Origin of the sequence: Halorhodospira abdelmalekii (assembly GCF_016583625.1) — a bacterium.
GTDB lineage: Bacteria > Pseudomonadota > Gammaproteobacteria > Nitrococcales > Halorhodospiraceae > Halorhodospira > Halorhodospira abdelmalekii.
In genome coordinates this window covers 1-25,786 of sequence record NZ_NRRN01000019.1, presented here as the reverse complement: position 1 = coordinate 25,786, position 25,786 = coordinate 1, and the positions used below count along the sequence as shown (strand labels likewise).

Annotated in this window: 33 protein-coding genes; 12 read left to right on the top strand and 21 right to left on the bottom strand. The window is 62.8% G+C overall.

All coding sequences use genetic code 11. From position 1 onward, the window contains the following. Positions 1–3 precede the first annotated feature (3 nt). The 17 genes from CKO15_RS06200 to CKO15_RS06120 all read right to left on the bottom strand — a co-directional run bounded on the left by CKO15_RS06200 (position 4) and on the right by CKO15_RS06120 (position 12,394). The gene (locus tag CKO15_RS06200; protein ID WP_242464609.1) at positions 4–390 is read right to left on the bottom strand and encodes a TIGR03745 family integrating conjugative element membrane protein; all 387 of its coding nucleotides are present in this window, start codon (positions 388–390) and stop codon (positions 4–6) included. A gap of 83 nt (positions 391–473) precedes the next feature. Next, positions 474–704 (bottom strand): DUF3262 family protein, encoded by a 231-nt coding sequence (locus tag CKO15_RS06195; protein WP_200193637.1) that lies wholly within the window; start codon positions 702–704, stop codon positions 474–476. Further along, positions 701–1,006, bottom strand: coding sequence for an integrative conjugative element protein, RAQPRD family (locus tag CKO15_RS06190; protein WP_200193635.1), 306 nt, complete (start codon positions 1,004–1,006; stop codon positions 701–703). Before CKO15_RS06190 ends, CKO15_RS06195 begins: the two co-directional genes overlap by 4 nt. A 684-nt stretch (positions 1,007–1,690) precedes the next feature. After that, a complete protein-coding gene (locus CKO15_RS06185; RefSeq protein ID WP_200193633.1) occupies positions 1,691–1,966 on the bottom strand; it encodes a hypothetical protein in 276 nt (91 codons plus the stop codon). 255 nt (positions 1,967–2,221) lie between these two features. After that, positions 2,222–2,692, bottom strand: a complete 471-nt coding sequence (gene radC, locus CKO15_RS06180; protein ID WP_200193631.1) for a RadC family protein — start codon at positions 2,690–2,692, stop codon at positions 2,222–2,224. Between the two features lie 258 nt (positions 2,693–2,950). Further along, positions 2,951–3,253, bottom strand: coding sequence for a hypothetical protein (locus CKO15_RS06175; RefSeq protein WP_200193629.1), 303 nt, complete (start codon positions 3,251–3,253; stop codon positions 2,951–2,953). Positions 3,254–3,334: 81 nt separating this feature from the next. After that, positions 3,335–4,306, bottom strand: coding sequence for an ArdC family protein (locus tag CKO15_RS06170; RefSeq protein WP_200193626.1), 972 nt, complete (start codon positions 4,304–4,306; stop codon positions 3,335–3,337). Positions 4,307–4,589: 283 nt separating this feature from the next. Then, on the bottom strand, positions 4,590–4,922 hold the full coding sequence (locus CKO15_RS06165) for a hypothetical protein (RefSeq protein WP_200193624.1): 333 nt from the start codon (positions 4,920–4,922) through the stop codon (positions 4,590–4,592). Positions 4,923–5,080: 158 nt separating this feature from the next. Further along, the gene (locus tag CKO15_RS06160; protein ID WP_200193622.1) at positions 5,081–5,554 is read right to left on the bottom strand and encodes a hypothetical protein; all 474 of its coding nucleotides are present in this window, start codon (positions 5,552–5,554) and stop codon (positions 5,081–5,083) included. 292 nt (positions 5,555–5,846) lie between these two features. Continuing rightward, positions 5,847–6,512 carry a DUF3577 domain-containing protein gene (locus CKO15_RS06155; RefSeq protein WP_200193620.1) on the bottom strand — a complete coding sequence of 222 codons (666 nt, stop codon included), beginning with the start codon at positions 6,510–6,512 and terminating at the stop codon, positions 5,847–5,849. 188 nt (positions 6,513–6,700) lie between these two features. Further along, a complete protein-coding gene (locus tag CKO15_RS06150) occupies positions 6,701–6,922 on the bottom strand; it encodes a hypothetical protein (RefSeq protein ID WP_200193618.1) in 222 nt (73 codons plus the stop codon). Positions 6,923–6,926: 4 nt separating this feature from the next. Next, a complete protein-coding gene (locus tag CKO15_RS06145) occupies positions 6,927–9,149 on the bottom strand; it encodes a DNA topoisomerase III (protein ID WP_200193616.1) in 2,223 nt (740 codons plus the stop codon). 3 nt (positions 9,150–9,152) lie between these two features. Further along, a complete protein-coding gene (locus CKO15_RS06140) occupies positions 9,153–9,779 on the bottom strand; it encodes a hypothetical protein (protein ID WP_200193614.1) in 627 nt (208 codons plus the stop codon). A gap of 42 nt (positions 9,780–9,821) precedes the next feature. Further along, on the bottom strand, positions 9,822–10,253 hold the full coding sequence (ssb, locus tag CKO15_RS06135; RefSeq protein WP_200193611.1) for a single-stranded DNA-binding protein: 432 nt from the start codon (positions 10,251–10,253) through the stop codon (positions 9,822–9,824). A gap of 76 nt (positions 10,254–10,329) precedes the next feature. Further along, positions 10,330–10,773, bottom strand: a complete 444-nt coding sequence (locus CKO15_RS06130; RefSeq protein WP_200193609.1) for a hypothetical protein — start codon at positions 10,771–10,773, stop codon at positions 10,330–10,332. A gap of 160 nt (positions 10,774–10,933) precedes the next feature. Next, the gene (locus CKO15_RS06125) at positions 10,934–11,716 is read right to left on the bottom strand and encodes a PFL_4669 family integrating conjugative element protein (RefSeq protein ID WP_242464608.1); all 783 of its coding nucleotides are present in this window, start codon (positions 11,714–11,716) and stop codon (positions 10,934–10,936) included. Positions 11,717–11,734: 18 nt separating this feature from the next. Next, the gene (locus CKO15_RS06120) at positions 11,735–12,394 is read right to left on the bottom strand and encodes a PH domain-containing protein (protein WP_200193607.1); all 660 of its coding nucleotides are present in this window, start codon (positions 12,392–12,394) and stop codon (positions 11,735–11,737) included. Between the two features lie 166 nt (positions 12,395–12,560). Between CKO15_RS06120 and mobH the strand changes: the two genes are divergently transcribed. From mobH to CKO15_RS06065, 11 genes are all read left to right on the top strand, one after another. Continuing rightward, positions 12,561–14,258: a MobH family relaxase gene (mobH, locus tag CKO15_RS06115; RefSeq protein WP_200193605.1), complete on the top strand. Its 1,698-nt coding sequence runs from the start codon at positions 12,561–12,563 to the stop codon at positions 14,256–14,258. A 450-nt stretch (positions 14,259–14,708) separates the two neighbouring features. Further along, on the top strand, positions 14,709–15,533 hold the full coding sequence (locus CKO15_RS06110) for a ParA family protein (RefSeq protein ID WP_200193603.1): 825 nt from the start codon (positions 14,709–14,711) through the stop codon (positions 15,531–15,533). Positions 15,534–15,545: 12 nt separating this feature from the next. After that, the gene (locus CKO15_RS06105) at positions 15,546–17,027 is read left to right on the top strand and encodes a ParB family protein (protein ID WP_200193602.1); all 1,482 of its coding nucleotides are present in this window, start codon (positions 15,546–15,548) and stop codon (positions 17,025–17,027) included. 2 nt (positions 17,028–17,029) lie between these two features. After that, positions 17,030–17,569: an STY4526/YPO1902 family pathogenicity island replication protein gene (locus tag CKO15_RS06100; protein ID WP_200193600.1), complete on the top strand. Its 540-nt coding sequence runs from the start codon at positions 17,030–17,032 to the stop codon at positions 17,567–17,569. Further along, positions 17,566–18,591: a hypothetical protein gene (locus CKO15_RS06095; RefSeq protein WP_200193598.1), complete on the top strand. Its 1,026-nt coding sequence runs from the start codon at positions 17,566–17,568 to the stop codon at positions 18,589–18,591. The genes CKO15_RS06100 and CKO15_RS06095 overlap by 4 nt, the downstream gene beginning before the upstream one ends. A gap of 11 nt (positions 18,592–18,602) precedes the next feature. Further along, positions 18,603–19,406, top strand: coding sequence for an ATP-binding protein (locus CKO15_RS06090; protein ID WP_200193597.1), 804 nt, complete (start codon positions 18,603–18,605; stop codon positions 19,404–19,406). Between the two features lie 356 nt (positions 19,407–19,762). Next, a complete protein-coding gene (locus tag CKO15_RS06085) occupies positions 19,763–20,671 on the top strand; it encodes a hypothetical protein (protein WP_200193595.1) in 909 nt (302 codons plus the stop codon). A 373-nt stretch (positions 20,672–21,044) separates the two neighbouring features. Further along, entirely contained in the window at positions 21,045–21,329 is a 285-nt protein-coding gene (locus tag CKO15_RS06080; protein WP_207123930.1) for a type II toxin-antitoxin system RelE/ParE family toxin, read from the top strand. Between the two features lie 26 nt (positions 21,330–21,355). Further along, positions 21,356–21,643, top strand: coding sequence for a helix-turn-helix domain-containing protein (locus tag CKO15_RS06075; protein WP_200193590.1), 288 nt, complete (start codon positions 21,356–21,358; stop codon positions 21,641–21,643). 76 nt (positions 21,644–21,719) lie between these two features. Beyond that, complete coding sequence (locus CKO15_RS06070) at positions 21,720–22,070, top strand: helix-turn-helix domain-containing protein (RefSeq protein ID WP_200193588.1); 351 nt, start codon at positions 21,720–21,722, stop codon at positions 22,068–22,070. Between the two features lie 23 nt (positions 22,071–22,093). Beyond that, a complete protein-coding gene (locus tag CKO15_RS06065; RefSeq protein ID WP_200193586.1) occupies positions 22,094–23,077 on the top strand; it encodes a hypothetical protein in 984 nt (327 codons plus the stop codon). Positions 23,078–23,104: 27 nt separating this feature from the next. Here CKO15_RS06065 and CKO15_RS06060 read toward each other — a convergent pair whose 3' ends face one another. Both CKO15_RS06060 and CKO15_RS06055 read right to left on the bottom strand, forming a co-directional pair. Next, a complete protein-coding gene (locus CKO15_RS06060; RefSeq protein WP_200193584.1) occupies positions 23,105–23,299 on the bottom strand; it encodes a hypothetical protein in 195 nt (64 codons plus the stop codon). Positions 23,300–23,388: 89 nt separating this feature from the next. Continuing rightward, entirely contained in the window at positions 23,389–23,646 is a 258-nt protein-coding gene (locus CKO15_RS06055; protein ID WP_200193582.1) for an HNH endonuclease domain-containing protein, read from the bottom strand. Between the two features lie 45 nt (positions 23,647–23,691). Between CKO15_RS06055 and CKO15_RS06050 the strand changes: the two genes are divergently transcribed. Further along, a complete protein-coding gene (locus tag CKO15_RS06050; RefSeq protein ID WP_274600127.1) occupies positions 23,692–24,849 on the top strand; it encodes an ADP-ribosylglycohydrolase family protein in 1,158 nt (385 codons plus the stop codon). A gap of 40 nt (positions 24,850–24,889) precedes the next feature. Here the strand turns inward: CKO15_RS06050 and CKO15_RS06045 are convergent, their stop codons facing one another. Further along, positions 24,890–25,588: a hypothetical protein gene (locus tag CKO15_RS06045; protein ID WP_200193578.1), complete on the bottom strand. Its 699-nt coding sequence runs from the start codon at positions 25,586–25,588 to the stop codon at positions 24,890–24,892. 11 nt (positions 25,589–25,599) lie between these two features. Then, a partial coding sequence (locus CKO15_RS06040; protein ID WP_200193576.1) for a hypothetical protein occupies positions 25,600–25,786 on the bottom strand: 187 nt, incomplete at its 5' end.

Below are 25,786 nucleotides of genomic sequence, written 5' to 3'. Positions count from 1 at the left end.
ACGCTAGGTCATGCCGGCATCGATCACGTCCTCGGTCGCGGTCGTCAACAAAAAGGTAATCACCAGCAGCAAAGCGCCGCCGGCAATGCCAAGCAGACCAACCTCACCCCACTCAGCCCGGCCATTGCGGGCCTCGTTAAACTTGGTCAGCCCCGCCCAGGCCACCCAGACAAAGCCGGCAATGCTGACGACGGTTGCCAACACCACTGCACCGTCGAAGAGGTAACCCTCCATCGTTGCGAGCCAGTCCTCATCGGCCTGGCCGTGCCCATGCTCAGGTTCCGCAGGGGAGGGCAGACTCCCCTCCTGGGCCATGACCCCGACCGGGCCGAGGAGGGCGATCGAGAGTGCAGCGTCCCCCATCCGTCGCCAAATGCTGCGTTCGCGCATCACTACAATCCTCCTTGGTGGAAGTGCGTCGCCGGGCCTTAATGCCCCTCAATACCGGGTCGAATGGACCCGTCCCCACACCATCATCCCGGTCGCACGTAGGCGGCGACGACCGTGACGACGATGACTGCTCGAATCGTGTACCAGAGCCACTCGGCGAATTCGGTTTCGCATCGGCGAAACCCGTCGAATTGGGAAAGAGAGACCCAGGCTGCCCAGATGAGGTAGAAAGCGATCACAACCGCGCTGATCACCCAGATGAGGGTACTCGGGGCGACCGCCGACCAGGCCTCGAAGGCAGCGTCCCAACTCAACGCCGATAATCTCCCTGTAGTGGCTCGACCTGCCGCGGTTGCGGTTGCCGTGGCGCCTCAATGTGCTCCCGGATGCCGTAACGGACGCACTCCAAATCGCGACGCAGCCAGTCGTATCGGAAATCCACCCGAGCATCCGGATCCGCCTGAGCCTCCGCCTCCTTGATGAGCGGCTCGAGTGCCTTGAGCTCGTGGGCGAGTCGGGCGAGCGCTTCGCGCTCCCCATCGGTCGCACCACTCATCGCAACGGGCGCAACCAACAGCTTGGTCGTAATCAGCCATGCGATCGCTATCGTGCGCATCACGGGCTCCGCTGCTGCTTGTTCTGGATGGAAGCCATGGTGGGCCAGATCAGCCGGGGCGTGTGGGTAAAAATCATCATCCGATGGGAATCATTTTTGATGCTCCCGGTCGCTTCAGACGATCGACCGGGAGGCTCGTCGAGGAGGGCCTGGTTGGCGGGTAGGGCAATCGAGACTGGCCGATGGGATTGGATAAACGGTCACAGCCGATGAGGAGGACAACCTCCAGGCGCGCTCGTAGCGCGCTGGCCCGCTCTTAGGAGGGCGCGAGCCTATGACTATCAGGCACGGTCTGAGCCGCACAAAGGGGCCCGCTTCGATCGACCGGCAGCGGGCAGCCGGCGACGTGGAGTGCCACGAGAGACCCGTAGGCCTCCCCTAGCTGCAGGCTGAACACCGAGCAGCTAGGGGAAGCGTCGGCCTCCAGATGAGAAGGGGGCCCGATGGCAGGTGCCATCAGGCCCGACGACGCAATAGTGCCGGCGTATAGCGCCGACGCAGTGTCCGGATGGGGAGTCCGGAACTCAAGGTCCGCAGCGAGGAGCCCCGATTTTACGGACCTGGGCCGACCGTCACCAGGACAGCGCCCTTCCTCCCGACCCGAAAGGGCTTCACCGGGGCCTGGATCCGCTCCAGGCGTGCGGTGTCCAAATCCACAACGATCATGCTGTCATTCTAGCACTGCTACAAAACCCGGCGCACACCACCCCACGGTCCCATCACGTAGATGCGATCGGGTGGGTGGCTCGATAGGTCGCACGGATAGGGATCGTCTGGATCGGGTGTACCGAGCCAGACCATCAGTTCGGCCCCTGTAGAGTCGTCAAGCCGCGCATGGATGGAGGTTTCCCATCGGAAATGTTCCAACGCCTCCTGAATGGAACGATGCGCTTGGTAGTGCTCCGGACCCGGCGCGGCAAAACTACCGGACGCCGGAATGACTTGGCTGTAGCATTGCATCGAGCCTGTCCTCCTCGGGTAGAGGCCGGAAGACAGGCCGCTCCCGTCGGGGGGGCAGAACCTGCCCCCCGGCGGGGTGGAATGGAGTGATCGGGCCCAACCGGCCTGATGGCCGGCGCCCTGCTGCCTGGGCCGACAGGGCTGAGTCGATGCCGCGATGCGCTCGCGGCCGGCGTCTTCCCGCAGAAGCCGACACGGGACGGCGAGCCCCTCCGGGAAGACGCCGCAGCGCGGCGCCTTGGCGTGTGGTGTCGGTCACATCAATCCGCGCTCCGCGAGGCTAACGGTTTGATCCAACTGATGACCGATCACAATGTGATCCAGCACCCGGACATCAACGAGTGCCAGGGCCTCTTTGAGTCTTTCAGTGAGCACTGTATCAGCGCTTGAAGGCTCACTGCATCCGGAAGGATGGTTGTGGGCCAGGATGGCTGCCGAGGCGTTGCGTCGAAGCGCTTCTTTGACAACCTCTCTGGGATGCACCGTGGTGCCATCGATCGTCCCACGGAAAAGCTCCGCAAAATCGATGAGGCGGTGCCTGGTATCGAGGAAGAGCACCGCGAACACCTCATGCTCGCGAGAGGCGAGCTTCAAGTGAAGAAATCGGCGGGCATCTGCTGGTGCGGTGAATCGTGGCCCGTATTCACAGATCCAATCTTGCATGCGTGCTTCAAGGAGTTTTGTTGCATGCTCTAGCACCTGCTCTTCTGGCACTTCGTCAAACATGGCCCAATCTCCTGCGTAGAGCCGGGAGACAGACCGCTCCCGCCGGGAGCACCGCTGTCCCCGGCGGGATGGATAGAAGGTCTGGCCCGACCGGTCTGGTGACCGGCGCCCCGCTGCCCGGGCCGACGGGGCTGAGTCGATGCCGCTGATGCGCTCGCGGCCGGCGTCTTCCCGCAGAAGCCCACACGGGACTGCGAGCCCCTCCGGGAAGACGCCGCCGGGCGTTGTGCCCGGCAGCGTGTCTTCTTGTAGCAAGCACTAGGTGATCATCTTCCCGACGATCACGGTCTCAAAATCCTCATCAGCGAAGCGGATAAGGATGGCATCGAAATGCGAAAGCGGGTAGATGCCATCCCAAGACTTCGCCGGATGGAATTCCGGCAACACGTGCGTGGTCTGGAACTCGACTACGGGGTAAAGCGCCCCCTGATAGCGAACAAAATCGGTCTCCTCGCTCGCCCAATCGGAAAACTCCTGCCACTCACGCTCTGTGAGTTCGTAGGCGCTCACGAGCATCCGAGGGACGTGGTTCGTGATCACGCGGATCTGGTCGTAGCTCATCGCTCTCCCCTCCACACAACGAAGGGGACAGGCGCCCCCAACCGGGTGCCTGTCCCCGGTTGGGGTGAGTACCAAAGGCCGTCAGGCCGCTTCCCGCTCTTGGCTTTGACTCAGGGCCTCGCTGCTTGCCTCCGACGACTCATGGAGCCGCTCGAGCGGCGCGCTCAGGTAGCCGGCGGCGTGCCGGGCCTGAGTCGAGGCTCGGAAGATAAAGGTCTTATCGTCCCGAAGGGCTTTGAGCCAGGAGCCGATGTAGCCTTCGTGGCGCAGATCGCCTTGCATGCCGATCTCAGCGCAGAGATAGGCGCAACTGAGCTCGGCAACGAGCTCTTCGAAGGCGTACGCCTCAGAGCCGAAACGCCCCGGCTGAACCACCGATGGCCGCGCCAGTCGGCGGCTGTGTCCGGTCCAATGGGAGAGCTCATGGAGCAAGGTGGCATAGAAGCCTTCTGAGTGGGCGAAGGCCTCCGGCGGGGGCATCTGGATCCGATCCCGCACTGGCGAGTAGCTCGCCTGCGTCCCCTGGTAGAGGACATCGGCTCCGCTGGCCTCCACGATGGCATCAGCGCTCTCGATGGTCTCGAGATGATGGGACACGGTCTCTGGGTACCAGTAACGCGCCTCCAGGCCTTCGATCTGATCGAGGTTGAATAGGGTGAAGCCCCGAATAAATGGGACCGTCTTCATCTTAGGATGCCCCTCATCATCGTACAGGGGGTGACCGACCCGATCTTTCTGCTGGACGGGGATCGGCTTGAAGAAGGTCCCGAGCGTGCCCTTTTCACCCTTGCGGACTTGACCGCCAGCCTCCTTCGCCTGCTTGTAAGTCAGCCAGCGGCTCGTCGAAAACCCGCGGATGGCCGCCTCAGCCCACAATATCAGCGTGTTGGTGCCGTGGTACGGCCGATCGTTTAAGGCGTTGACGGGGAAACCGCTGGCAATCGCGGCGGCCCGATCGTCCCAGGGCTGGATCCAAGGCACAACACCTTGATCCAGGGCGGCAATGATCTTATCGGTGACCGCTTGGTAGAGATCACGCTTTTGCTCCGTCATGCCTGTCCTCCTCGGCTGGATGCCGGAGACAGGCCGCTCCCACCGAAGGGGCAGAACCTGCCCCCGGCGGGGTGGATGGAAGTCTGTGGTCCGACCGGCTCGGTCGCCGGCGTCCCGCTGCCCGGACCCGCGGGACTTGCAGTGGGTGCCACGATCGTGCGCTCGTGGCCGGCGTCTTCCCGCAGGGGCCGACGCGGGCGCAGGCTCCTCCGGGAAGAGGCCGGCCTATCGCCTCAATCGTTGTGAAAAGGGCGCCGCTTAAGCGGCGCCCGAGCGCTGCGCTTCAGTGCACCTGGAATCCTCCGCACTCGCGAAGAAAATCCCTGAACGCTTTGAGATCGTCGATGCTGATCACCTCGGGGAGACCGGCCGCGCGGCACTGTGCGCGGACGACACGAACGTAGGTATCGGCCTCACCGCTGTTGAGAGCCTGGTCGATGCGTTCGGCCACCGCTCTCGACCCCGAGGCATCCAAGCCGTCCCCATCGTGGGCATGAGGACTGGCAGCACTCGGTGCCAAAGCGGAGACGGTCTGCCAAAGGGGCGGCCATCCCCAGAGATGGCAGCGAAAATGTGCGCCACGCTCACTGATGGGATCGACACCGATCACGTCCATACCGACCTGTCCTCCTTGTTCCGGTGCCGGAAGACAGGCCGCTCCCACCGCGGGGGCAGAGCCTGCCCCCGGCGGGGTGAATGGAAGGATGTGATTGGAGCGCCCGGATCATCGGGCGGCACATCACCGCGTGACGATGCAGTGGCATCCCTGCGCCATCACGCCTCTCTCTTGCTCAGTGGCAAGGGCAGCGAGATGCCCGCTACGCTCGCAGCCCATCGCCGCCCCGGTTCCCACTCCTCTGCGCCCCCGTCCGATTGGACCTGCTCGATCCAATCCGGAGCGATGGCGCGACTGTAAGTCAGCAGCGCTGTGACCAGAAGATCGTACGGTTTGCGTGCCGTCTTGCAGTAACGAAGACTGCTCGTCATTCCGATCCGACGTTTGCGCTGCACGACCTGATCGCGCTTGGGGTCGCCGTGAAAGTAGGCAAGCTTGAAAGGATCATGCGCATGTGCAGCGCAGCCATTGATGGCGATCATCCCGGAGCCGCCGTGAAGCCGCAGATCGCTTCGATCCTCGATCGATACGCGCTGCTGCTGGCGCAACTCAACGAAGAACGACTCGATTTGTTGCCAGCGCTCCAGATCCAGAGAACGCTGCGCGTAATGCCAGTAATGGGTATAGCCCATGGCCTGTCCTCCTCGAATGGATGCCGGAGGCAGGCCACACCCACCGCGGGGCAGAGCCTGCCCCCGGCGGGGTGGATGGAAGTCTGTGGTCCGACCGGCTCGGTTGCCGGCGTCCCGCTGCCCGAACCGGCGGGACTTGGAGAGGGCGCCACGATCGTGCGCTCGTGGCCAGCGTCTTGCCCGAACGGCCGTCTCACGTGCCACTCGGGCAAGACGCCGAAGCGCCCTGCCCGACTCGCCCATTTGTTAAAGAGCGAGGCCCACCCCGTCGTCGCACGGGGTGGGCGGGGCCTTAGACGATTTCCGGTTCAGCGACCGGTTTGCGCCAGACCCGGTGCTTGGGGTCGAAGCGGTAGCCAGCCTGCTTGAGCCGCTCTTTTTTCTCCGTAAAGTGCGGATCATCCTTCGACAGCTCGATGACTTGGCCGCTTGCCTGGTCGCCGGCCGATGGCTCAACCGGTTCCCAGACCGACTCCGCATCGCCCGCATCCATCGATTCCCGAGCGTCCGCCTCCTCCAAGGAGGGTTCGACCGGTGGCTCGGCGGTACCACTCAGGGTGTGTGGCTCGCTGTCGGCAACCGGGTGTCGTGTTTCGCCGTCCACCTTCACCCAATCGAGCCGCAGCAGCCGTCCCTTGATGGTGACGCCGTGCTCGCCGGTGCGTGCTCCGGAGCGGTAAACGAAGCTTTCGGGATAGATGTCCCCGACTTTGAAGCGAGCGAGCACCTTGCTGTCGCGCTCGTTGATGGCCGCCGCGAGACGCTCGACGACTTGCTGCGCTTCGCGGCCGACAACCCGGCAGTCGATCCGGGTGTATTCGACCGCATCGGGATCACCAAACAGGGCATTCACCTCGACCGCCCAGAACGGCTCCCCTTTGCGCGGGCGGACCTCGCGGGCCCGGTTGAGGTAGGCGATACCGTAGGTATGCAGATTGAAGTAAAGCTTCTCAGACATGGCGCCCTCCCATCACGATCGCGCTGAGGAAGGCGCCCCCTGCCGGGGAGCACTTCCCCAGCGAGGGTGTTGCGTGGAACGGATGGCCCGATCGGCCTAGTGGCCGACGCCCCGCTGCCCGGGCCGGCGGGGCTTGATGCGCCGCGATCAGCTCACGGCAGGCTCTCTACAAATATCGCAGCGCGGAATTACGCGCCTGTCAAGTATTGCTCAAGCGCCGGCTCGACCTGAATCAGATCCCGCACATCGGCCCGCACCCAGGCGCCATCATCGATGCGCAAAAGCATCCGATGCAGGGGGTGATCCGGGTCGTAGTCGAGAACCTCGCACTCGCCATGCAAAGGGTGGCGAACCCAAGCGGTCGGCGCGCAGTAGCCGCGTCGCTGCTGATCGAAATCCACGACCCCCATCGCTCTACCTCCCTTCCTCGAAGATCAGCCGGAGTTGACCTTTCTCCACGCGCGCAGGGGCATCGAAGCGCTTGCCGGACTTGCGGCTGCGCAACCCCCGCAAATGAACCGTTTGGCCCGCGAGCAGCGCCCGGGCCTGGCGCTCGGACAGACTCTTCCCGGCGGTTTGATACCAGACCCGCGCTTGGCAGGTATCGCACTGCCAAGCGCGGGCTTGCGCGTAGACGGTACCGCCGCAGCCGCACTGGCCAATGGCACGGCTCGGCGTGGGCTCGGCCGGCTTTCCGTTCGCATCAGGCCGCGTCACGGTGCAGTCCGGGTAGCCGCTGCACCCCCAGAACGCACCGTGCTTGCCTGTGCGGCGGCGCATCGAGCGCCCGCATGACGGACAAGTGGGCTGCGCACTGCCATCGATGGCGATGGCCTCAGCGCCGGCCTCCTGGATCTGGCGTACGAGGGTACGGACCCAAGCGGCCTGCTGCTCAAGGAAGGCCGCCAGATCCCCTCGCCCCTCGGCGATCTCGCCCAGCGCCTCTTCCCATCGGGCCGTCGTCGCCGGATCACTGACCGCCTCAGGCACGGCATCAATCAGAGCGCGCCCCGCCTCGGTGGCGTGGAGCGCTCGCTTGCGGCGGATCAGGTAGCCGCGCTGCTGCAGGGTCTCGATGATACCGGCTCGGGTGGCCTCGGTCCCGATGCCACTCGTCTCCTTGAGCTTCTGGCGCAGCTGCGGATCGTCGACGACGTCAGCAATGCGCTTCATCGCGGCAAGCAGGGTGCCTGGCGTATAAGGACGCGGCGGCTTCGTCTGCTGCTTTTTGAGCTGAGCCGTCTCAAGGCGCACCGGGTCTTGCTCCTCGACCGCAGGCAGTGGCTGCTCCTGTTCCGTCGCCTCCTGCTGACCGAGCACAGCTCGCCAACCGGGGCGACGGATCGAGCGGCCCTTGGCGATAAAAGCATCACGGGCGGTGGCCACCTCGATCACAGCCTCATCGTACTCGCAGGGCGGGTAGAACTGCGCCAGATAGTGCGCCCGGATCAGTTCATACAGCCGGCGCTCGCGCTGGCTCATTGCAGACCGATCGATCGTCGCGCCGGTCGGAATGATCGCGTGGTGGGCGGTGATCTTCTTATCGTTCCAGGCCCGGGAGCGACGTTGCGGATCAGCGCCCTCGACCTGCTCCTGGATCGATGGATCGGCGTCTTTCAGGGCTTGCAGTACCTGCGCTGCCTCAGCGTGCTGACTGACCGGCAGATAGCGGCAGTCAGTGCGTGGATAGGTGATCGCCTTGTGGCGCTCGTAGAGGGCCTGCGCCGCATCCAGGACCTCTTGAGCGGAATCGCCCCAGCGCTGATCCCCTGCCTGCTGCAGGCTCGATAGATCCAGCGGCAACGGCGGAGCGGCCTGATGGCGTTCGGTCTGCGCCCGCATCACCTGGGCCTGGGCGCCTTCGGCACGCGCGGCGACAGCCTGTGCGCTCGCCTTATCGATGCAGCGGCCCTCGCTGTCCCGTTGCCCGGTCGGTTGCCACTTCGCCGTCCAGCTCCCCTGAGCGTGGTGGCACTGCACATGGACCTCATAGTAGGGATGCGGCTGGAAGCGTTCGATCGCACGATCACGCTCAACGACAAGCCGCAGCGTCGGGGTCTGGACCCGGCCGACGGAGAGCACCCCCGGGTGGCCACCCTGTTGTGCAGTCAGAGTCAAGGCTCGGGTGAGGTTCATGCCGATGAGCCAGTCGGCTCGAGATCGGGCCAAACCCGCCCAGTAGAGCGGCTCGGTGCGCGCGCCGTCGAGCAGCTGCGCCAGAGCCTGGCGAATGCTCACTGGATCAAGGGCGGATAGCCACAGCCGGCGCACTGGGCCACGATAGCCGACCTGATCCAGGATCTCGCGCGCGATGGTCTCGCCCTCGCGATCGGCGTCCGTTGCCAGAACGACCTCGTCGGCTTGGCTCAGTAGGCGCTTGACGATGCGAAACTGGCTCTCAGCCTTGGACCGAACTTGCAGCTGCCAGCGCTGCGGGATGATCGGCAGCGTATCGAGCCGCCACTGGGCCAGCTGCTCACCGTAGGCCTCCGGCGGCGCCATCGCCAGTAGATGGCCGAAGCCCCACGTTACCGTGACGCCGGCGCCGCGCTGGCATCCGGAGTCGCGGCGCGTAGCGCCCAGTTCGCGGGCGATATCTCGAGCCTGAGAAGGCTTCTCACACAGATAGAGCTGCATGGCCTACTCCACTAAGGCAGCCTCGAGCTGATCGATGAGGTTGCGCTCAAAGCCCTCAGGATCTGAAGGCCACGGTTCGTGATCCTCCGGGCGCCCCCAACCTGCAAAGAACGCGTGATACACCGCCTGCACACGAGTCTGATCGCGCTCGCGCTCCAGATCGACCTGCAGGATTACGCGGTCATGGCCGATCTCGACGCCATCGCGCATCGAGTAGTAGGACCCAGGCTCACTGACGTGGTGGTAGAGGCCGATATCTTCGGCGAGTTCGTGGTTCGGGCGCTGAGCGGGCGTCTCGTAATCGAAGGCCTGACGCACACGATTGTAGGCGGTATCTACGTCGAGCTCGGCGAGCTCGTCGTAGGCCATGACGTAGCCCTCATCGGTTCGTGGCGCATCAGCAAGCGCATCGGGCAGAGGGGGCGGATCGGAAGAGTCGGCCTGATCCGGACTCCCCTCGCTGGCTGCCTCACCCTGCTCTTCGTCACTGCTCTGCGCCACCTCGAACAAACCGCTCGTATCCAGGCTGTACTCGACATCATCGCGCTCATCCTCCTGAATCATCGCGCAGCCGGTCACCAAGGCGGCCGCGAGGAGTGCACCGGCTGTTGTGGTGTGCTCGATCTTCATCGCTCGCCCTCCCGTATTGGTGGGTCGGGATCAGATGCCGTCCTATGACGTTTCCACACTGGCTGCGGCCTCTGCCGCCGAGCCGTCGCTGTCCGACTCGTTAGCCTCCTGAGTGTTTTGCCGGCGGCGCATGGTGAGCGACTCGATGCGCGCCAGATCCAGGTCAACGTACCGGGCCCGGACCTCAATCTGTCGACGCGCCTCGCCGGTCTCCTTATCCTCCCATTGCGACTCGAACAGCTCCCCCTCGACCGCAACCCGCGCCCCCTTGGGCAGAAGTCGGGCTGCGGTTTCGGCACGAGCGCCCCAGAGACTCACATTGGCCCAGAAGCCACCGCGCTCGTTAAACCCCCCTTCGCCGTCGGGAACAGGTCGATCGAAGTAGATGCGCAGATTGGCAACCGGTGTGTCCTGGGTATGGCGCAGGGTGGGTGCCGCTCCAAGATTGCCGCGACCACGGAAGAAATTGGCCATCAAAAGCCCTCCCCTGATTGGATCGTACGCAGCTGCAGTTTGGCAGAGGGCGATCGGCCCCGGGACCAAAAAATGCCTACGAGGATTGGTAGGTTTCGGCCCATCTCGCGAGCCTATCCATGTGCATCGCATAGCCATCCAGGACCCGTCGCTCGGCAGCGGCCATACTGGCTTCGATATTGAGCCGTTGAGCCTGGCGGTCGAGCTCAAGCCAAGCCCGGCGTGTGGCGTGTGGGACGCGGTGCGTCTCTAGATGGTGCTGGAGCTTGGGCGATGTAAATGCGAGCCAAGATTGTCCGTGACCAGGACGCCCACCGAGGCGCCAACGGATGACGGGACCGCGCTCGCGGCCGCCGACATGCACACCGGGATAGATCGGGCGAGGTGTGCTCGGATACTCATGCCGGAAGCGGCGAACCAGCGCCTCCATGCGCGCGCGAATCCGACTGAGTTCGGCGTCGAGTTCGGCGACCCGGCGATAGGCCTGCCACACGTCGCAGTCAGTTGCATCATCACTCATCGCCTGCGCCCTTACCCTTAAAGGGGGAGTGCGTGACTGATTCCTAAAGCGAGAACACAAAAGGGGGTGCTAGCTGCACCCCCTCCCCGCTTGTCGATCGGAACAGCGGTGGCTTTGCTTCTGAAGGGGTGCTAGCTGCACCCCCTCCTCTTCTGTCTCGCTAAGACTCATCGTCGTTTGCCGCAGACGCGTCGTTGTCGTCGCTACCGGTCTCGGCACGCACAGGAATCGGTGGCGCTACGGGGGCACGCAGCGTGCCACGAACCACCTCGGCCGGAGGCTCCCCCCACTCCTTGAGCATGCGTTCAGCAGCGGGGGTCGGCTGCTCCAGGTCTGCTCGCTTCACGGCTCGGTAGTGCCACCCCTGCGGGATATGGAACACACCACGCACCAGGCGGCCGCCTTCATAGAGGCGGCGCTCGCTCTCATCGCGAGGCAATAAGCCGACATGGCGCGCGGTGAGGATCGCCCGCGCGTACTGATCAAAATCAGCGATCAAATAGGCACCCATATACCCGAAGGGGGAAGAGAAAGAGAGAGGCACCTGAATCGGACGCACGCTTTCGGCGAGTTCGATCTCGACTGCCGGCATCGATTCGAGCGCACGATCGATCTGCTCGCGCAGCGCATCGAGTCCTTCGCGGTTCTCCTCCACAGCCTGATAGACACGCAGGAGCAGCCAATCGGCCCACGGGTCATCGCGGCTCGCCGCTTGCCAAACGTTCCGCATGAGGGTCGCAAAACGCTTTAAGCCGATGATCTCGGCCTTGTGGGGTTCTGTGCGGCGACTGCGCCCGTGGAACAACCGCTGCGCTTGTCGCGTTTGGATGATCATGTGCGCTTGGCCGCGCAACCCGCCGGGAATCTGGGCCGCACCTCCGGCGTTTGCAGGCTCCTGTTGGCTCATGGCGGCATCGTCACGCTCGGTGGTTACAGCATGCATAGCACCCCCTACGCTTCTCTATTGGCACTTGTCGATGCGGCTTTGGATCTCCTCGAGTACAGCCTGCGGCCGCTTGATCCCATATAGGGTCACTTCTCCCGATTCCCCGCTGCCGGCCGATGAGACGCATACCGAACCGATCCCAAGAATGAGGTCCACGGTGCCCTGCTCAAGCGTGGGAATCCTAGCATGGCGGTAATCGATCGACCGGCGATGTCGATGGACAATGCCTTCTCGGACTTCGAGCCGGTCTGGCCCCAGTTCGTAGCGGTAGTAGAAGAGACCGACCAGCAGCTGCACTGCGCCACGCAGCAGTAAGAGTGCGCCTACGGCCGCAACCAGCACCGTAGCCAAGGGTAGACCGAGAGGTGCTGCATCCATGTTTGCGACCTGGGTCAGCGCCTGTGGTAGATCCTCGCTCAGCGCCGGCGCGCGAGGCGCGATGCCGATTGCACCCGCACCGAGTAGGGCTTGCATGATGGCTCCCGGATGCGCTCGCACGGCCGGTCGCAAGCGGACCGTCTCGAAGGGTACCGCCGCCGATTGGTGTGGACGCAGCGCATACCCGCCTTCGTGTTCTACGACGTCAAAACTCACGCCTCCGTGGCAATAGAGCAGTTCCCGGATGTGAAGAGCCTCCTCCTGGCTCCACGGCCGCTGTTGGTGATCGAGAATCATGGATGGCTACCTCCTGCCCTGACACAAGATGCTTGCGCATCCCGGACTATGACGGCTGAGGATGCAGGCCCGGGTGCAAAATCCAGATCGTGCGCGATCTGTTTTTGAATCCGGTACACCACCCAAATCGGCACCATGGCAAAGGGCGTCACGATAGGTTCTATCGATGTTGAACGGACTGATCACCTTCGGGTCGCGGCGGCAGAGTCTCTCGCGCGAGAAGCCTCCGCGGGCAGGCCTGATTGCTGTGTGCTCCAGTGAAAAGCTGCTGAATACGCCAGTACGCCGTCAACGGCTGCGCAAGATCGCCCAACTGCTCGCTTTCCCGGAGGCACACCGACGCAAGCTCGTCGACCGGGCCGTTCAACACTTCGCGGCCCTGGTGCAGGGACTCCCAGCGTCAGAGGCCCACCATCACGCAGGCCTGGGGGGATTGCTCGACCACGGGCTTGAGACCGCTTTGTATAGCCTCCAGCGCCGGCAGGGGCACATCCTTCCGCCACACGCCGAACCAGAACAGATCGTCCACGAAGCCGACGTATGGAGCTATGCGGTCTTGGTCTTGGCCCTGACCCATGACCTGGGCAAGATCGTAGTGGATCAACACATCACCCTCTACGACGCCAACGGACAACGACTCGGGCACTGGGATCCGTGGCAGGGCTCGATGCTCGAGAGAGGCGCCACCTGGTACGCCGTCCGTTATATCCCCGAGCGCGCTCACCGGCTGCATGAGCCGGTCTCGGCGCTGCTTGCGCACCGGGTGATACCGCCAGCTGGATTATCCTGGATCGCCCGCCATCGTGAACTCCTCACGCTCTGGTCGGCGGCACTCCACGGCCGGCTCGAGGATGCCGGCATCATAGGGCAACTCCTGCACCAGGCCGATCGTGAATCTGTGGCGCAGAACCTCGGCGGCGATCGCCCCGCCCCGGTCGGGGCCGTCAAACAGCCGCTCGGCGAGCGGCTGCTTACGACGCTGCGTTACCTTGTGCGGGAAGGGTCGCTGCCGCTGAATCGAAACGGCGCGGCCGGGTGGCTTCAGGGGGAAGACCTATGGCTGGTCTCCAAACGCATCTCCGACGCTCTGCGTGAACAGCTGCACGAGGAGGGGTTCCACAGCATCCCCTCTCGCAACGAGAGACTGTTCGATGTGTTCCAAGAGTACGGGCTCATCGTTCCGAACGGCGACCGAGCGATCTGGAGAGCCCACGTAACAGGAGACGGCTGGCAACACGAACTCACCCTGCTGCGCATGCAAGCCTCTCGCATCTGGCCCGATGCCGAACAACGACCGGCTGACTTCGACGGGCAGATTGAACCGCTGACCTCCGAGGCCACCGCGACCGTCGAAGCCGACCCACCTCCTGAAACACGCTCCGACGCAGACCCGGTCGAGGAAGCAGCCCCTGAGAGCGCACCCAAGCAGGCGGAAGAAGAGCAGGCTGATGCCAAACCCCACGCCGAGCACCCTGTTGCAGCGATGCCACCGCTCTCGGGGGATGCCGGCGAGGCCTTCTGGGCGTGGCTCACCACATCGATCGAGCAAGACCAGATCAGCATGAATACCACGGACGCACGCGTGCATATCATCGAGACGGAGGAAGGCGAACTGGCTGTGCTGCTCGTCAGCCCCGGCATCTTCCAAGACTTCGGCCGAGAGCACAGTATCGAGTGGCAGCACGTCCAAAAACGCTTCCTGAAAAAGCGCCTCCATGTGAAAACTGCGCGCGGCACCAACATCCACCGCTATATCGCGCAGGGCGAGCGACGTCAGAGCGAGCTCAAAGGCGTCGTGATCCCGGCTCACACCGTGACCGAGCATCCTCCCTCGCCGAACCGGTGCGTGCGTCCTGTCGCGTAACCAGTGCCGCCACGCCGCCCCCTGGGGGACTGGCTGCCAAAATCCGTCGATTATTGGCGAAGGATTCGTGGACACCCCTGTCATCGCGCCCCCGCCACTCGGGGTCTTGTCGGCAGCCATCATGTCACGGCTCAACGACCTCGACTCAAGCGAACCGCGATGCTAGGCATGGCAAAAAAGAAGATATAGGATGATGGCGCAGAGCTGCCGTGGCGTATTGGGGATGCGCCACAGGTGACCGGGGAGGTTCGCTGACGACAAGGAACCTAAACGAGATCGGGAGAAGGGTCGGTGTTCCCAGCACCGACCCTTCTAAGTCCACGCACCGGGGTGGGGCGTGGACTTGCCCCTCGCTCGGTTATGGTGGCATGACACTCCGCAGAATGTCTATATTTTCTGGGGGTTTTCGCGTCAGCGAAACCTCTCCTCCGCAACACAGGAGGGGAGGATATGGCGATCAAGCTCTGTATCTGCTCGACCAAAGGGGGAGTCGGCAAGACCACACTCACCGCCAACCTTGGCGCCTACTTGGCCAACCTTGGCCAGCGGGTCTTGCTGGTCGACGCCGACGTCCAGCCGACACTCTCGAGTTACTTTCCGCTTGCGCTTACCGGTGAAAAGGGCCTGACTTCACTGATCGTGGAGGGGGAAACCGGTAGCACCGTCAGCACCATCGAGTCCGATGCGATCGACCTCGGAAACTCGTGTTCGCTCGATCTCATCCTGAGCGACGATCCAGACGGCGCCCTGCAGAACTGGATCCTGCACACCTCCGACGGGCGGGTGCGACTCCGCTACATCCTAAGCGAGTACGACGATATCTACGACGTCGTGTTGATCGACACGCAGGGGGCCGTCGGCCCCCTCCAAGACGCTGCCGTCTTGTCGGCAGACCTGCTCGTATCGCCCATCCCGCCAGAGATCCTCTCAGCCCGAGAGTTCGCCCGCGGCACCCTCGGCATGATTGACCGACTCAAACCCATGGCGGCCCTCGGTGCTCCCGTAGCGCCGCTTCGCGGACTGCTCTACCGAATGGACCGCACGCTCGATGCGCGCGCCATCGCACAAGAGCTGCGTCAAGAGACCTATCAGCCGAGCAAAGGGAAAATCACGATCCTCGAGACGAGGGTGCCGGCGACCGTGGCCTACCGGGAGGCCGCCACACGGCAGATCCCGGTCCATCGCTGGGAGCCGCGCCGCAACGGCCCGACTCCATCCGGGGCCGAAACCATGCGCGCACTCACCCGCGAGCTGCTCCCACACCTCGATGCTTAGGGGGGAGAACAGATGGCAAAACAAGGGTTAAGCGAAAAGGTTCGCCAAGGTCTCTGGCAAGGCTATCCCCGTGGCAACGATCACCGGCTCGATCAACCCGGGGATCCCGTCACCATTACGCAGATGGTGCTCTCAATCGACGAGATTGCCGAATACGAGCACAACCCGCGTCAGCAGGAGAACCCCTTTTACGACGAGATTAAAGCCTCGATCTGCGCTCAACGCGGGCTGAGCAACAGCCTAGAGGTGACCCGGCGCCCTGGGGATGAGCGCTACATCGTAGGCTCGGGAGGCAATACCCGATTGCGTATCTTGCGGGAGCTCTACCGGGAGACCGGGGACGAAGCGTTTGCTCGGGTCCACTGCCTGTTCCGTCCATGGCAGGGCGAGACTGCGATCCTGGCAAACCACTTGGTCGAGAACGACCTTCGAGGTGAACTGGCCCTGATCGACAAGGCGCTGGCACTCCAGCAACTGCGCGCCCGTCTGGAATCCGATCACGGGGAGCCGCTGAGCCGCAATGCTTTTATCAAACGCCTCCATGAGCTCGGATACACGATCAGCAAGCGCCAGCTCATCCGCCATGAGTTCGCCGCTCAACGCCTACTCCCCGCGATGCCGGAAGCGCTGGCCAAGATCGGCGGCGAGAGCGTCGATCGCCTGCGCCAGCTATACCGTGGTGCCACCACAGTGTGGCAGCACCACGGCCGCGAGGAACTCGACTTCGAACCGCTCTGGGAGCAAGCGCTGGCGAGTGCCGATGGCCCGGAATGGGACCTCGAGGCGGCTCGCCACAAAGTGACAGCACAAATCGCCGAGGCCCTCGGCACCGATCCACAATCGATCCTCTTCGAGCTCGATGCGGCCCTCAGCGGCCACCCTCTCCCCGCACTCCAGGGGGAGAACCGGGCTGACTCAGATGGGACCGAAACCGAAAGCCGCGCAGTGCAACAGGAGCTGGAGCACCGTGAAAGCTCCTCCGGTGACACCCAGGATGAGAAAGGCCAAGAACTGCCAGACTCCGGTGCGGACTCCGGGATGCTGCAGCAACCCAGCACCGTATCCATACCCGAGTACCGTGAGCAGATCTACCGATTGGCGCACGCCGTAGCGAAGCGGTACCGACTCGATCGCTGCGTCCAATCGTGGGATCACGGGGGCCTCGGTTACCTCGTTGAGCTGCCAGCCAACGGCGATATACCCGCGCATACAGCGGAACATTGGGTGTGGTGGACACTCCTGGCGCTATCGGAGGCGATCCCCCATCTGCACCAGCTGCCGGGTGACTACGAGCTCGGCCACCTCATGCAACACGACCCGGACTCTTTGCGTCAGCGCATCGGATCGCCGGCCTATACGCAGATCGCTGCGGACTTCCTATCCCATCCGTCCATTTCGGATGCCGACATCCAGCAACTTATTCGACTGATACAGCTGTGCCGGCAGCTGCGGCAAGCCGCGCATGAGCGCAATATCGATTTATGGGAGGGCTAGCCATGGTCTCTGCAATCCCGACCAAACAATCCAGCGACCTTGAGTACAAGATCGGCCATGAGGCAATCGTATACGCCCTTGAGCGTCAGCAAGACCGATCCATTCGCGAAATCGAGGATCTCACATACAGGGAGTACCTCCACTTGCTGTGCCATGCAGCTTATTTCGTCGAGGTCCGGGTGCATCCGGATCGGCTCGCGGTGGCCATCCAGAAAGCTCGGCGACGAGCCCAAGATGACGAACTCATCGATGACCTGCTGCGGCATCAAGCCCACGGCGCCATGATGGAAGGCCTCTTCGGGCTCAAATCCTCAGAAGTCGCCCAACGCCGCCGCGAGCTGGGCGTTGTTTCTCAGCAGGGGCGCCCACGGCGTCTCGAGCCGACCGAGGCCGACGCCGTATGGGCCTCCTGGAAGCGCCATGCGCACCTTCCGCTGGCTGAGCGCTACCTCCGGGTGGCTCGCCAATGCAGAGTCACCGCACAAGCCGTCTGGCAACTGGTACTGGAGGCCGAAGACATCCTGGAGGACCGTGGGCCATGACGATTCGACTCAACGATTGCGAACTCGAACGGCTGTGTTCCTCCCGGCTCTCGCACGCCGCGCGTCTGGCCTACGTCCTGGTCATCCGTCCGGCCATGGATTATGCCACGGGGTTCTCTGGGCAGCGCCGTACGATCTCCTACCAGCAACTGCGTGAGGTCCTGGAGTACACCCCGCCGGCGGGGTCCCAGCGCAGAGAAATCCGTTACAGCACTCGCCAACAACTCCGCGCCTTGCTCGCTGAGATCGAGCGCGAAGGACTGGTGCAGCGGCTGCGTACCAGCGATCGAGGCCTCGTTTTTCGCTGCTGTCTCGCGGATACGGACGAGTGTGCCTCAACAAGGAACAACCCCGGAGCAACCCCGGAACAACCCCAACGCAGAACCCCCGGCAACAACCCGATCAGCAACCCTGACATCCGCCGATATAACAGCGAGTTAAAGCCTACGAGCAACCCTAGGAGCACCCCCAGGAAGCCCCCTGACCTCGACCCACTGTGCAGCGCAAGGAACGACCCACCTCCGGAGTCCGGTATCCGGGAAGAGAACACCACACACATTGAGGCCCCTGATCTCCGGAGAGACGAACGCGCGCACGAGGCTCATCACCAAGCGGTGTGTGATCCTCAGGAGCGCATCGATGAGACGCCGGCACCATCATCGACGACGGGCGACCGATTTGCGTTCGAGCGCTTCTGGACCACCTATCCACAGACCAAACGGAAGAAGAAAAAGAAGGCGTACGATGTTTTCCGGCAGGATGGGTTAGGCCGGTATATCGATCGGATCCTCAAGGATGTTGAACAGCGCCAACAAGAAGATCGACGCTGGATCGCAGGCTATATCCCAGATCCTGATAACTATCTGCGCGATCGGCGCTGGGAAGAAGCACTCGAGCGTGGCCGGTTCCATGGGGCCCTAGACATCCGGCCGACCTCGAATCCGACAGGAGCCCCAGGCGGGACGATCGCCTCAGCTCGTACCTTCGGCGAGGCGGGCTTCAACACCTCCCCCGACTGGTAGGAGGCAGCAGTATGCAGCGGATCGGCGAAGCGCTCAATTCTCCCAGCTACGAGCGCTACTTCGAACAACAAGCGCACTGTCCGACGCACGGTCCCTATACAGCCGTATACGCGCTCGTTGGAGGGCAATGGGTAGGGGGCTACTGCCCGCACTGCCTCGGGGCCGACAACGAACGTCAGCGGCGCAAGGACTTCGCCCGACAACGAGCGCAGCGGATCCAAAAGATGCTCCGGCACGCTGGGGTGCCGCCGCGCTACCATGCGGCCGGATTCGATACGTTCGACCCCGTTACAGAACAGGCCGGCTGGGTGCGCGACTGCTGCCGCCGCTACGCCGAGACGTTTCCGGAGCGTCTGAAGACCGGTACGAGCTTGATCCTCTCGGGTGAGGTCGGCACCGGTAAGACACACCTGGCGTGCGCAATCGTCCGCGAGATTGTGCTTCGACATGCGCACCAAGCTTTTTACACCAGCGTCTCGGGAGCAGTCCGTCAAGTGCGGCGCACCTACGACCGCAACAGCGAGCAGAGCGAGAGCGAGGTCTTTGATTGGCTCGCGGGGGTCCCCCTCCTAGTACTCGACGAAGTCGGCGTCCAGACCGGATCCGAACATGAGCGCATGGTGCTTTTCGAGGTCTTCAATCGCCGCTACGCGGATATGCGCCCAACCGTCGTCATCTCGAATCTCGACTACAACGCACTCGCGCACTCGCTCGGTGAGCGTATTATTGATCGGTTGCTTGAGGGCGGTACCGCACTGCGCTTCACCTGGGACAGTTATCGGCGCCGCCGCTCAGCGGCGGGCGTGACGCTGTGATCCCACCTCGCTCAGCGACGACTCCGTCTCAGCTGACCCTTTCAGGATCAGCAGGTGTTGCGCACAATCCTCGCCCATGAGCTAGACCTCGCTTTGGGCATCGGGCACGCTGATCATCCCCGACTCATGCTGTACACCACGATGAGCGAGGCTAACCGCAGCGCGGATGCACTTTCATGCGAGGTCTGCGCGCGCGATCGGCCTACATCGCGGCGTCCCCCCGCACCATCACTCCAAGTGACACGAAGCGCCCAAGATTGCCGAGATCTCAACCTGTTCGCATGCGAGTGCACAGTCGCAGGCTAGGGCGAAGCCGAGAACTTCAGACACCAAGACGCAACCTCCAGGAGCGGCACATGCCCAGAAAGACCAACAAGTCGACCTCTAGCAAGAGCACCGTGCGTCAACCCATAGCTGACAAGATCATCAAGAAGATGCGACGCCAAATCGGGGCGAAGGTCGTCGACCTGAGCGCTGTCATCGAAGGCAAGAAGAACGCAGAAGCCCTGCAGGAAACCGTCGCCAGTCGTGAGGAACTTGTCGATCTTGATCCCACTCACGCGCTCTACGTTTACGCGCAGAATCAGACCTCGGTGATGGTTGAACAGCTCACCATGCTGCCTGAGATGAACCGTTTGGCCCGGCTGATCGGTATGGCCGAGGAGCAATACATGCCGGGGGGTCCACCGATGAGTCCGCTCACCACCTCATTCTTCACGTCTTGGGCGTTCTTCGACGCTGGTGTCGGCCTAGCCCGCGAGACACCCGGAACCACGACCATCGCGATCGGAAAGACCTTTGGCATGCACAAGGAGCTACTCCATGTGATCAGCACCATGCAAGACTCCCGGATGGGGGTGTATGCCCACGAGGGGTTCAGCAACGGCGCCATCGTCTTGCGCGAGCTGATAACCGATCGGACTTACAGGGTCACCTGTCCGTCGGGCTATGACGGAAGGCAGGGCGAACTCTGGTACGTGCGGATACTGCCGTCCTTGTTCGCCGGCGAGGCTGAGCATATTGTCCTTACGACTCCCTACGTTCTGATCGAACCGGCTGAACACGAATGGCAGGCCTACTTTGACCGAACGCTACCGCAAGAGACACCTGAGAAGCGCATCGCCGCCTACGAACACCACATGAAATGGGGGCCATCCCACGATTACTGGAACGAATTCGTGTTTGAAGCCTACGCCAACCATCGCCACGAGGCGATCTTCCTCCGAGGCTTGCCGGATCGCCCCGAAAGTCGACCCCACTCCTAGATTGGATGATGAGCATTGCTGGGCCACGGCGCACCGTGGGCGACCAGTGCGGGAGCACCGACTCAGCGACGTAGGCGACTCGAGTGCTTTCCCGGCGAGCAAGTCTTTGCGACCCTGCCGCAGTGCTACGACATCAGTGTGCGCTGTATCGCTCGGGCACGGGCAAAGCTTATACAGCCGCCGTTCGCTGCTGCGGCTTACAACATGCGCCGACTTGCTTTTCTGCGCGAGGCTGGGGTGACGCCGTTCTAAGCGCGCGCCGGGCTTGACCCATCCGGCTGATGCGCCGATTATATCGGTATTGATATAGAATCATAGAGGCCAAGGGGGCAGCGTGGCGTGCAAGAAACCCGTCGCATTCATCGGAGACTCGTTGGACCGGCTGCGCGACTTCCCCTTGGAAGCCAAGCGAGAGGCAGGATTTCAGATCGACAAGGTTCAGGCTGGAGGACAACCAGACGACTTCCGCCCTATGCCTAGCGTTGGCCCTGGTGTCATGGAGGTCCGCATTCGGGAAGACAATGGGGCCTTCCGGGTCTTCTACGTCGCCAACCGGGGCGATGCGGTGTTCGTGCTCCACTGCTTCCAGAAGAAAACCCAGAAGACCGCCAAGAAAGACATCGACTTGGGCAAGCAGCGCTTCAAGGAACTGCCCTGACCCCAGCCACCAACCGAGGTGACAACATGGCCATTGAGTATTACGACAGCGTGTGGGACGCCATCGAGGATACCCCCGAGGAGGCGCTAAACATGCGTCTGCGCTCCGAACTCATGGCGAAGATCGCCGGCCGTGTTAGGGAGTGGGACATCACTCAGAAAGATGCGGCTGAACGGCTGGGCATCACCCAACCTCGCCTCAACGACCTTCTGAACGGCCGCATTAACAAGTTCAGTCTCGACGCGCTGGTCAACCTGACGGGGCCGGCTCATTTCCACCTTGAACTGGAGATTGAGGACGAGGAAGCCGTCTAAGAGCAATCAAAACCTCCCTTATCGATTGCCCCTGGGGTGGGTTTACCTAATGTGTACCATGTGGTACACAGTACCCATGGAATTTGGCAAATACCTTCGCAGTGAGCGCGAGCGGCTCCTGGCGTCGGATCCGCGCTTCAGCGTTCGGCAACTTGCGCAGCGGGTCGGGGTCGAGCCGGCCTATCTGAGCAAGGTGGAACGCGGCGTGACGGCCCCGCCGTCCGAGGCCACGATCCGGGCGTTGGCACACGAGCTCGACCAGGACCCCGACATGCTCCTGGCCTTGGCGGGCAAGGTTAGTGCCGAGCTCCAGGCGATCATCCGTAAGCGCCCGGAGCTCTTCGCCGAGCTGCTGCGCAGCCTCAAGGATTTGCCGGATCACGCCATTCTTCGGGTCGTCCGGGAGGTCCGGGACGGCGACTGGTAGGCCCAGCAAGGGGGGACAGCACCATGATCGAGCTGAGCGATAACGAACTGGTGTTCCGGTTTCCGGAGATCCATTCGGAAGCCCACCTGACAATCAACTTTCAACGCACCCTGCGCATCCCCGACGACCAACGTGACTACCCTTTACCGCCCGGACTCGGTCGGTTCCCGCTCTTCCATGTCGATGATTACGCCGCTGAGCTGCCCGCTCCCTGGGCGCGACGCGGCGGCGTCTTCCTGCCCATGCACCAAGCCGAAGGGATGTGGATCTCGTTCAAGGGCGACTACCCCTTCGCCGTCAAGGTCGCCACGGGCAAGATCAACGCGGTTAGCGGCGAGACCTGGACGGAGACCCTCACAGGCGAGCCGCAGGACTACCTAGTGGTCCCCGAGCAGCCCTGGCTAGACGGGTACAACGTCGGCCACGGCCGGATTCGTCAGTTTGTAGCCACGCCGCTCGGTCAAGACGAGACCGTGGAGGAGCAACTCACCGGCGAGGCCGCTCACGGCGGCATCCAGATCCTCGCCTACCCCATGAAGGCCGCTTACTTCGAGCACTTCTTCGGACAGCGGAACCAGTTTTGGGAGGGGGTATGCTCGGCACCGACAGCGATGTCGCCCGATATGGGACTGGCCGCGGGCGGACTGATGCGCCAGCGCATCCATGAGGATCCCTTCGGACTCGCATGCTGGGAGCAGGCCACGACAAGCCGATGCTTCGTCCATATTCTGAACAGCCGTCACTTCCGGCAAGTAACCGGCTACGCTACGCCCCAAGAGCCGCCCTCCGCCGAACTCTACAGCATGGCCGGGCTACCCTGGTTCGAACTCAACGACGCCGACCACGCCGCCCTGGAGGGTGCCCCACCTTTGCAACAGGTCGAGAGCCTCAAGACGCGGCGCGTACGCGAAGGGAAGCCATCGCCGGAGGATTCGGCCACGATCCACCCGGACCAGATCGTCGGGCTGGATGCCTCGAAGGGACGCCCTGTCGATAGCCGCTTCTGACCGGCTCAGAACGCCCCGGGAATCGGATCAAGCTACACGCACCAGCCCGTTATCCCCGGCACCAAGGCTGGGGTTGCGGGCTGTGGCTTGTCGAAAGACACTGAGGACGGCAGCGACAAAGATCGCAGTCACGTCAGCCAAGCCGGCGCTGCTTTGCAACCACACGGCCGAATCGTAGACCGCCACGCCGCCGGCGATCAGCACCCCCTGGGTGCGATCCAAAGCTCCTTCCCTTGTTGGACAGAGCGTACCCACAGGCAGAGGCCGGAACCAGCTAATCGTCGACTGTCCAAGGATCCTGGGTGCATTACCTAGGTTTCACCCTGCTGATAGGCGAGACTCCACCACTCTTGGATCGGCTCGCGCGCGAGTTCCAGCATGTCCGCTGTCGGTAAGCGGTCGCTCTTTTGTCGATTGATTTTATGATGGCTCGGCAGCAAGTTCCACAGATCATCACAGGACCACGCCGACCACGGGAAGCAATGGTCAATGTCGGCATTCCCGGGACGCAGCGGGCGATCACTCCAGACACAGCGCAGCGCAACACCCTGACTCTGCAGCTGGGCCAAACTTGATATCCCCTTTTTCCTGAACCAAAACAAGTTGATCGATAAATGAACCGAGAACCCAAATACTTAACATCGCTACCTTGGCAAGTGCGGTCACATGCTCAATCTGACCAGTTCCGCGGCTGTTTGCTTGCCGGAGCAGTCGGGGACGCGCTAGGCGCGCCCGTGGAATTCATGTCGCGGGCCCAGATCGTTGACCGCTTTAGCCCGAACGGCATGACTCAATACGCCCCAGCCTACGGCGGTAGGGGGCGGATTACGGACGATACGCAGATGACCCTGTTCACCGCCGAGGGCCTGCTCCGAGCCTGGGTTCGCGGTTCCATGCGGGGGATCACGACGTACACTGGGGTGACCTCAAACGCCTACCTGCGCTGGCTACAGACGCAGGAGGAGAACCCGCAACGAGGTTTCGATCCGGGGTCGGAGGGCGGTTGGTTGTTTCAGCAGCGGGAGCTGCACAGCAGGCGGGCGCCGGGCAACACCTGCCTCTCGGCCCTGCGTGCCATGGCTAAGTTCGGAGATCCTGCCACTAACGACAGTAAGGGGTGCGGCGGGGTGATGCGCAGTGCACCGGTCGGGCTGTTCGTCTGGCGCAAACGGCAGCCGCACGTAGACCAAAAGGCGGTGAAGGAGGCGTTCGAGCTGGGTACGCAACTGGCTGCGCTGACCCATGGCCATCCCAGCGGATCGTTGACCGGCGGTGTTTTCGCGGTGCTGATCCTAGCCCTCGCCGATGGTGCTACGTTGTCCGAGGCGTTGATAGCAGCCAAGGCGCTGCTTAGCGAGGCACGAGGCGGAGAGGAATCTCTGAGCGCCATCGAACAGGCCGAAGCGCTTGCCACCGCAGGAGAGTCAGCCGAGCGCGCCATCGCCGAACTTGGGCAAGGCTGGGTAGCGGAAGAGGCGTTGGCTATCGCAATCTATTGCGCGCTCGCAGCCCCTGACCTGGAGCAGGGCTTGATCTTAGCGGTGAACCACGACGGCGACTCCGACTCCACCGGGTCGATGACCGGCAACCTGCTGGGGATCCAGTACGACATCAATGCCATTCCCTCTGGGTGGTTGGAGCCGCTGGAGCTGCGCGAGGTCATCGCCGAAATAGCTGAGGATCTTTACAATTTCCGAAGTTGGCCGATTGGGGAGTATAGCCCCATTGAGGGAGAGGTGGAACTCATCTTGCGGAAGTACCCTGGTGTTTGAGACTAGGATCCGGAAGCTAGAACGCCACAGAGTAGCTGACTTAAGAAGACACCTCGGAAAACATGTGATAGATACCAAGCTCCATCAGCACTCTCGCGGCCGGTCGTGCAGGCAGGCCGATTTGCGCACCCCACTCCGGGATGATCGACCCATCATTAGAGTTTCCCAAGCCACGTGCCCAATATGAGAGATAAGCTTCTCCGCGGTCGCAAGCATAGAAGTTGCCCATACCATGGCTCGCGTCCAGGGCGTATTCCCAAGGGCTGCGCCCCATAGAAACACCATGGACTGGATGCGGCTTGCGCGCTAAGCCTAGTAGGTAGCGAATGCTCTTGGCATCCAAAGGACGGTAGGCAGCCGCGCGCAAGTAACCTTTGCCGCTGTCCGTGATGGCGGCAAGCAACTGCGTGTCGCGCTGGATTGAAACCAGCTCAGCATGCTTTAGGTCAATCGGCCCACACTCAAGGAACCACTCCTCGCCCTCCCCGCTCAGCGTCTTTCTCTCGTCTGGCGGCGTTAGCAAATCGAGAAGCTTCTCCATAGCGGCCTCGTTGGCGAGCCAGTCTGCAACCCCTGACCGTGACGCAAGTTGAAGGCCGTGGAGCATCAGATGAGCGAACAGCTCATCGTGCTGTGCGATTCGCTTCAGCCCTTCAGCAGGCACCGGGTACAGACGATCTGGGCGCCCAAGACGCTCCAAGGTCTCGGGCTTGAGTTGCACGCTTGCGAATTCTTCCACGCATTAAACCTCTATACCGAACAATCACCGGTCGGCGCTCTAATCGCCACCTCCGCCCACGACACCTCGGCCCTACCCAGCGCATCGCTGCTGCGCCCGACGTGCTCGACGTAAGCGCCGTGCTCGCGCGCGAGCTGATGCAGCTCATCGACGCTGACGGCGTACATGCCGCGCTCGGTAGCGGGCTCGCCGAGGCGC